The organism is Brumimicrobium mesophilum, from assembly GCF_003025005.1.
GTDB lineage: Bacteria > Bacteroidota > Bacteroidia > Flavobacteriales_D > Crocinitomicaceae > Brumimicrobium > Brumimicrobium mesophilum.
On record NZ_PVSS01000026.1, the window covers coordinates 1 to 6,391 of the forward strand.

Genomic DNA, 6,391 nt, shown 5'->3' on the forward strand with positions numbered 1-6,391 from the left:
TTGTGTGAGGTTTTTTTGTTTTGTAATGTTTAGTGTTAATTGTTCTTTTCGCCAAGTAAGCATTAAATGAGATTGTTTTCTTAAATCAATCTCATTACTTTCTTCGATTTAGCTTCGTCGTATAAAGTGGCTTTAATTTATTTGCAGAAAAACTTGATTTCTTTTTGAACCATTCTTGGTTAAGGCTGTACTGTGGGTAAATAGAATTATGAAATTATTCCATGTATTTATTATTAGCCTGCTTTTCTCAACTTCTTTATTTGCCGAGGAGATTATTATAAACTCGAAAATTAAGAATGTCACAGTATTCTTAAAAGGAGCCCAAATCAATAGGGAAGCAAAATTTTCAATCACTTCTGGTGTTCATCAAATAATTGTAAGTGGTATAAGTCAATTTGTAGATCCTCAGTCAATTCAAATCAAGGGAACAAATGGAATTATTATTTTAGATTCTAAATTTACAAGTTATTATCCCACACCAGAAGAACAGGCTGTCTCAAAACTTCCAAAAGCCATTCAATTAAAAATAAATGCTGCAGAAGACTCATTAGATCTCATTACTTTTGAACTTTCTAAATTAAATTCGGAACTTGAAGTTTTAAATTCTTCAAAATCCATTATTATAAATAATGGCGCTATGAGGGGGCAAGGTGAAGTAAATGATAGTATTCAGTTACTGAAAGAGGCAGTAGAGTATTACCTGAATAAAGTGAAAGAATTAAATTCAGAAATAAATGAGATTTCTAGAGTGAAAAGATTTATAACTCTACGTCAGAATTCATTACAAAAACGTTTAAACGAATTAAGGAATTATTCAAATAACGATGTTTTTCAAAAGAAAAACAATAAGTCAGATTATAGAATTGTAGTTACGATTTCTTCTGATAAAATTACTTCAGGATATTTAGACCTAACTTATCTCGTGAATAATGCGGGTTGGAATGCTCAATATGATTTGAGAAGCAATATTGAAAGCAGTAAAATTAACCTCAATTACAAGGCTCAGGTTTATCAGAATACTGGAATTGATTGGAATGATATTAAGTTAAACGTTTCTACAAATGATCCATATAAGAATAAGACTAAGCCTGAATTGCTTCCTTGGGTATTAGGTGTTCAACCGATTGCTCACCAAGAAAGACAGGTTCAATTGAACCAAACACAAAACTTATCTGAAGTTGCTATTCAAAGGGAAGATTCAAGGTTTAAAAAAAAGGATATAGGATCAAGAAATTTTGATTATTCTACAAGTGCTCAACATACACAAGTAGTACAACATATGATTTCGGCCGAGTTCAAAATAAACTTGCCATACTCAATAAAGTCGAATGGAGAAAAACACATGGTTTTGGTAAAGAATGAAGATGTAGATGCAAATTTTGTTTATTATTCAGTTCCAAAGTTAGAAAACTCGACCTATTTAGTAGCGAGAATCACAAATCTTGAAGAGTTACAACTGATTCCAGCTAAAGCAACGATATTTTTCGATGGAAGTTATATGGGAGAAACTTATATAAACCCTACCGTAATGGATGATACTTTGTCATTGAGTTTGGGTAAAGATCCCAATATTATTGTAAAGAGAACTTTCATGAATAAAAAGTACAAGGAAAAAATTATTGGGAGTGAAGTGGAAAAAAACAGTTTGTATCAAATTGAAATTTTGAACAATAAAAGTAAAAACATAGAAATTATTGTTCAAGATCAAGTTCCTATTTCCAGAAAAGAGGGAATCGAAATTACTACTGAAGAAATCAGTAACGGAAAGTTAAATCCATCTACTGGTATTATCGAATGGAAATTAAAAATAAAATCTAAGGAGAAAAAGGTCTTAGATTTAAAATATATGGTTAAACACAATGAGAATGAACCTTTGGTTTTAAGATAGATATACTACTTAATATGGGAAAGTACTAGAGCTTTCCCATTTTTTTATGTTCGATGATTAGATTAAATTGCTTTCATACAAAAGAATGTCAGCTCTTTGAAACAAGGAGATAACATTAATATTTCTAAGTAATCAGAATTTCATTAAATTCGTAGTTAGAACACTAAACAATTGTTAACCAACAAGACTATAAAATGTCATTCAATTTAAAAAATTCAAGAATTCAAATTTTCACTGTAGTTACTGTATTTTTAAGCTGCTTTAATTTATTTGCTGTTGATGGCTTGATTTCGTTTAACGAAAGTGACTTTTCGATTGAAAATAATGAAGAACCTAACTCAATTTTAGGTTTTACCCAAAGCCAAACCACACCTAATGATGCAGCCATTTCATCAATGGGCACAATTAATTTGGATGCTTGCCTTGCTTCAGAAGATATTACTGTGGATCTTTTAAATGATGGTACTAATAATTTGACGAGCTGTTGGATTCACTTTGAAGCGAATGGAGTTTTAATTCAAAGCACATATTGGACAGGGAACTTACTTCCTGGAGAAACATCAATCGATGTATTTATAACCACTTATAGTGATTTTTATCCTACAGTTGACATTTCAATTTATACGGAATTGCCAAACGGTAATGTTGATACAGACCCATCAAACGATAGTTTAAATGTTCATCTTTTTCCAAATAAGTTAAAAGGAACCTATACAGTAGGAGGTGCAAATCCAAATTTTAATACTTTAAATGATGCGTTTAATGCCTTAGATACTTCAGGTGTTTGTGGAGATGTTGTTTTAAATATGCGTGATGGTTTATATTTCGAAACTATTTCAATTGATAGCATTTTAGCCGAAAATATGAATTATAAGGTTACCGTTCAATCTGAGAGTCAAAACCCTTTAATGGTTACCATAGATTCTGTTGATATTGTTTGCAGTAGCACACATAATGTTGAATTTAATAATTTGACTTTTAAAAATGGTAGTGTTTTTTTTACAGAAGGTTCCAAGAATTTAACATTCAATCAAAATGTTTTTGATTCATCGAAAGTATATGTTTATAATATTGCAACTAATCTATATTCTGATAGTATTAAGTTAACTAATAACATATTTAATCAAGGTCAAATAAGAGGCTTTTCTATAGATGCTTTAGGATCTATATCCAATTATTTTGTTGTTAGAAATAATGAATTTTATAATTCTTATGGAAATAATATAGACATACGTCATTATGAAAATATTGAAATTTCAAATAATTACATTGAAAGTCATTACGGGAATAATTCTTCAATTTATGTTTCTTATAATTCGGGATCGTTGTCAATAGACAATAACCAAGTTATTAAATCAACTCAAGGTAGCGCAATAAAAATAGTATCTTCAGTTATTAATGAAGATATTCCGGTCAAAGTTTTTAATAATGCAATTTATCAAAATATTAATAATGTTACTAATTTGAATAGTGCTATTGATATTTTAAATGTTCAGCGTTTAGATTTTATGCATAATTCGGTTTATTTATCTCATTCGGCTGTCAGCAGTAACTCTCATGCAGTCCTTTCCTTAAGCGGGGTGGATAGTGCGTTTGTTAAAAGTAATATGCTTGTAAATGATGCGCATGGTTTGATTTATAAATTTAGTAATAACGATTATTTTGAAGGGGATTTTAATAATTATTGGACCGATGACATTTTTGCTGATGAATGGTATGGTGGTTTAGGATACACTTCAACAACGTTAACCGATTTTTCTTTACATTACTCATCTGACATAAACTCAACACTCATCCAACCTTTTTTTATCGCACCAAACCATTTGATTCCTCTAAATGCTAATCAATTGGATAATTTGGGAACTCCAATAGGGTATGTAACAAGTGATATTCTTAATTCACCGCGTAATCTCACTACTCCGGACGTTGGTGCTTATGAATTTACACAACTTCAATATGACATTGCTCTAGAAAACGCATCATGGATAGATACTTCAATTTGTGCAGGAGAAAACGTTGATATAATCTTTGATGCATTCAATAATGGGAGCGAGACTGTTGATAGTTTTACAGTATATATCGACATTGAGAACCAAGCTTTGGATACGATTATTGTTTATCAAAACATACCGCCACAACAAACGATATCATTCAACCTAGGAAATTATACATTTACAAATCTTATAACTGATGTTAATATTTCAATTGCCTTGCCAAATGGATATTATGATTCTATTCCTATGAACAATAGTTTTAGTGGTCGCTTTCACACCAAACTTGATGGAATTTACACTGTTGGTGATGCGACTGCTGATTTTATATCCATAAACGATGCGCTAATTAATTTAAATAAAGGTATTTGTGGACCGGTAACTTTTAAATTGAAGGATGGAACGCACACTGATTGGGGTGATATTGGCCCTGTAGAAGGAAATTCATCTTCTAATTCTATTACATTCGAATCTGAGTCTTTAAACTCTAGTCTAGTAATTGCTAACCATACAAGTTCAAGTAATGTGATCACTTTCCGAAATGTTGAAAATCTTTCTTTTAGACACATTTCGTTTAACACTAGAATAAATTTGGATTCTGTGAATGTAGTGAATGTAGATACTTGTGAATTTAACGGAGGTGGAATTTATAGTTCTATAAACCCTAATTATGTGGATAGTTTATCAGTCATAGGATGTAACTTTAATGATTCTGGAATTGATTTATGGAGTGATGTGAATAACGTAAAGATTTTACAAAACTCATTAAGTGGAACATCTAAAATTTCTTTTGCTGCTTTTAACACCGCTTCGCCCCATCCTACAAATATTCTAATCAGTGAAAATGAATTAGACATAAACAATTCAAACCCTTCTATGAATGCAAATATTTACATGCAATCGTGTGAAAATTTTGAAATCAGTAACAATAAACTGTCAGGAAATGTCCGTTCCATCAGAATTAAAGCTTGTGATATCGGAGTTGACAACGTAATAAAAAACAATTTCATTAGCTCTTCTTACCTTCCTTTTGAATTGTCTGCGAGTAATGGCTTGAAAATCTATAACAATTCCATTTATTCAAATTCGATATCAATGGAATACAATACGAATGTTGAATTTAAGAATAACATTTTTCAAAAAATTGGTTCGAGTGGTGTGTTTTTCTATTTTTCTAATATTGGAATTCAAGATTTTGAATCTGACAATAATCTTTTCTATGGAGATACGTCAATGTTTAGCAATAACCTTACGTTTAGTAATTGGAAAACGCAGTACAACAAGGATTTGAATTCTTATTATGGTAATCCAATTTATACCAGTACAACAGATTTGCATAGCAATTCTTTTTTGGCGGATAGCAACGGAATGGTTCTGCCTGAAGTAAATTTAGATATAGATGGACAAGCACGAAATATAACACATCCTGATATTGGCGCTGATGAATTTGATACTGATTGGTCTACAATTTTTGACCTTTCCGCAGACAGTATTCTTAATCCTAATAATTTGAGTTGTAGTGACAACGATTCTATATTTTTTATCTTCTCAAATAATTATACGGATACACTTACAAGTGCCATTATAGAATGGAGTTTAAATGGAGGAACAACAACTATTTATTATTGGAATGATGTGCTCGCACCGGGACTAAGTGATACAGTTTTTCTGGGGTTAGGAAATTTTATTCCGAATACTAACTATTTATTAGAAATCAATATTTCTGAACCAAATGGGGTTGAAGATGCATATTTTGCAAATAATGATTTAAGTGTTTCTTATTTAGGCTATGTAAAACCTTCTATCGATTTAAATCAGAATTTTATCTGTGATGGTGCTGAGCTTGTTTTAAAGTCATCATTCTCCGATACTACTTATAGCTATTCTTGGTCGGGAGGTTCAACAAATGATTCAATTATTGTAAATGACGGAGGAACTTATTGGTTAGAGACTATTGATACTTTTGGATGTGTTGAAAATGACACCGTAATTATTACGGAATTTCCAGCACCAACACCTGTTTCAATTTTAGCTTCCGATAGTATTTTTTGTAGTGATGAATTTGTAACCTTAACAGCTGATCCCATCCTTGCAGGTAACACGCATACTTGGAACAGGAACTGGCCTGGAGGAAATCCAACAAGTATCACTGTGGATGAAGATGCACAAGTTATTCTCACCACTGAAGATCAGAACGGTTGTTTACAATATGATACAATTCAGTTAACAACTGTTCAGGTTCCATACACTAATATTTGGAGAGGTGGGCTAAACATTTACTGCGCTAATATCCCTTCGGGTAGTACTTTTCAATGGTATTTGGATGGAGCATTAATTCCTGGAGCTATTGGTCAAGTTTATACTCCACTTGTTAATGGAGTTTATTCACTCGTGGTAACAAATGGGATTTGTTCATTCACAACGGATGACCATCACTATTATACTGTTGGTTTATTAGATTTGAATAAAAGCGAAATTTCACTGTCACCTAATCCTGCAACTTCTGAGATCA

Annotated in this window: 2 protein-coding genes; both read left to right on the forward strand. The window is 31.4% G+C overall.

The window, feature by feature from the left end; genetic code table 11:
• Positions 1-208: 208 nt before the first annotated feature.
• The gene (locus tag C6368_RS16725) at positions 209-1,888 is read left to right on the forward strand and encodes a DUF4139 domain-containing protein (protein WP_159038656.1); all 1,680 of its coding nucleotides are present in this window, start codon (positions 209-211) and stop codon (positions 1,886-1,888) included.
• A gap of 194 nt (positions 1,889-2,082) precedes the next feature.
• On the forward strand, positions 2,083-6,391 hold a 4,309-nt coding region (locus C6368_RS16730), incomplete at its 3' end, for a right-handed parallel beta-helix repeat-containing protein (RefSeq protein ID WP_159038657.1).

What these genes read in the sequence shown, in the direction of transcription:
- C6368_RS16725 (WP_159038656.1), top strand. Translation starts at nt 209, where the DNA reads ATGAAATTATTCCATGTATTTATTATTAGCCTGCTTTTCTCAACTTCT.